The organism is Streptomyces sp. NRRL B-24085, from assembly GCF_001282115.1.
Taxonomy (GTDB): Bacteria; Actinomycetota; Actinomycetes; order Streptomycetales; family Streptomycetaceae; genus Streptomyces.
Genome location: NZ_LJBR01000686.1, coordinates 1 through 1,433, shown reverse-complemented (window position 1 = coordinate 1,433; position 1,433 = coordinate 1). Strand labels below are relative to the sequence as shown.

Below are 1,433 nucleotides of genomic sequence, written 5' to 3'. Positions count from 1 at the left end.
CGGTGGGGATGGCGGTGAGGGCGGTCGCCGTGGTGCGCGCGGCGGTTTCGGCGGCCTTGGCGGCGGCTGCTTGAGCGGCGTTGGCCTTCGCCTCGGCCTGCGCGGCCCGGGCCGCCTTCGCACCCTCGATGGCGGCGGCACCCTTCACCCTGGAGGCGCTCGCCCTGGTGGCCTGGGACACCTGGGGGGTGGCTGTGGTAGCCGACGCGACCTTCGTGGTCTGCGGGGTCTTCGTGGCCGGGGCGCGGTGGGCCTGGTCGGTAGTGCCGTCGATCGTGGTGTCGAGGGTGTCGGTGACGGTGGTGGTCACGGTGCCGAGCGCGGCGGAGGTGACGTCGGTGTCCGCGTCCGACGTGGGGTCGGTGGCCGTGTCCGTCGCCGAGAGGGCGGTGGCCGGGAGTTCGTCCGCGCCGGCCACGGTGGTACCGAGTGCCCACGCACCGGTGACGCCGGCGGCTATGACGAGGGAGCGGCGGATGTTCTTGTTCATGTGTGCGTCAGATCCCTGGATCTTGGGGTGCCTGGTGAGGCACGGGGACATCCGGAGCCACGGGGCTCCAGGGGGATCCGTCCGGAGTTGCGAGGAGATCTCGGGGAGATCTGGGGGGTCCGAACGGCTGGGGCAGTCCTGTTCCGCCCCCGCGCGCAGGTCGGCGGGGGGGGAGGTCTGCCCTAGCCGGGGAAGACGGGGATGTCCCGGTGCCTGTCCCGGGTCCCGGCCGCGTCGACGCTCGCGGCGGCACCGGGCACGAGCCGCAGCGGCGCCCGGTGGTCAGGGGTGACGGCGTGCGCGTCGCCGTGTCGCGACGAGCCGTTGTCCACGGCCGACTTGCCGCTCAGGGTTCCGTCCGGGTTGTCGGAGGGCACCTGGTGCGCGGGCGTGTGGACGGTGGTGGTCGTGGCGGTGGAGCCGTGGACGGAGGAGCGCGTGCCGGGCTCGGTCACCGTGCCGTGTCCGGCGAACCGCGGCCCCTGCACGGCGCTGTCGGCCGCGGGGCCCTCGTCAGCGGCGTCCCGCTGCTCCGCCGTGTGCTGGCCCGGCTGGGTCTGCGGCGCCGAGGTGACCGGCGCGGGCGCGGGCAAGGTCTGCCCCGGTGTCCCGGGCAGGCCCGGAAGCGTAGGGGCGCCGGGCACCGTCGGCAGGGTCGGCCACGACGGGGACTCCGGGTACGACGGCAACGTCGGCCACCCGGGCAGGGTCGACTCGGCCGGTATTCCGATCGTCCCGGTCAACCCCGTGGTCACCGTCTCCACCAGATCACCGACGGGCTGAACCAACCCTCCGACGGGCGGGACCAGATCACCGACCGGCCGCACGACACCGTTGGCCACGGCGCCGATGACGTCGTCGGCCACCGGGCGGTGGGCCTTGTCGTCGGCAGGGTGGGCGGAGGTGTCGGGGGCGGCAGCCTGGGGGGTCAGCAGGTTGAGGG

Annotated in this window: 1 protein-coding gene and 1 pseudogene; both read right to left on the bottom strand. The window is 74.6% G+C overall.

Annotated features, from left to right (window positions below):
• Window positions 1–490: pseudogene (locus AOJ26_RS41195) on the bottom strand (hypothetical protein); the annotation flags it as partial.
• A 182-nt stretch (window positions 491–672) separates the two neighbouring features.
• Window positions 673–1,433, bottom strand: a 761-nt coding sequence (locus tag AOJ26_RS43725) for a hypothetical protein (protein WP_053853419.1), incomplete at its 5' end; no start/stop codon positions are given.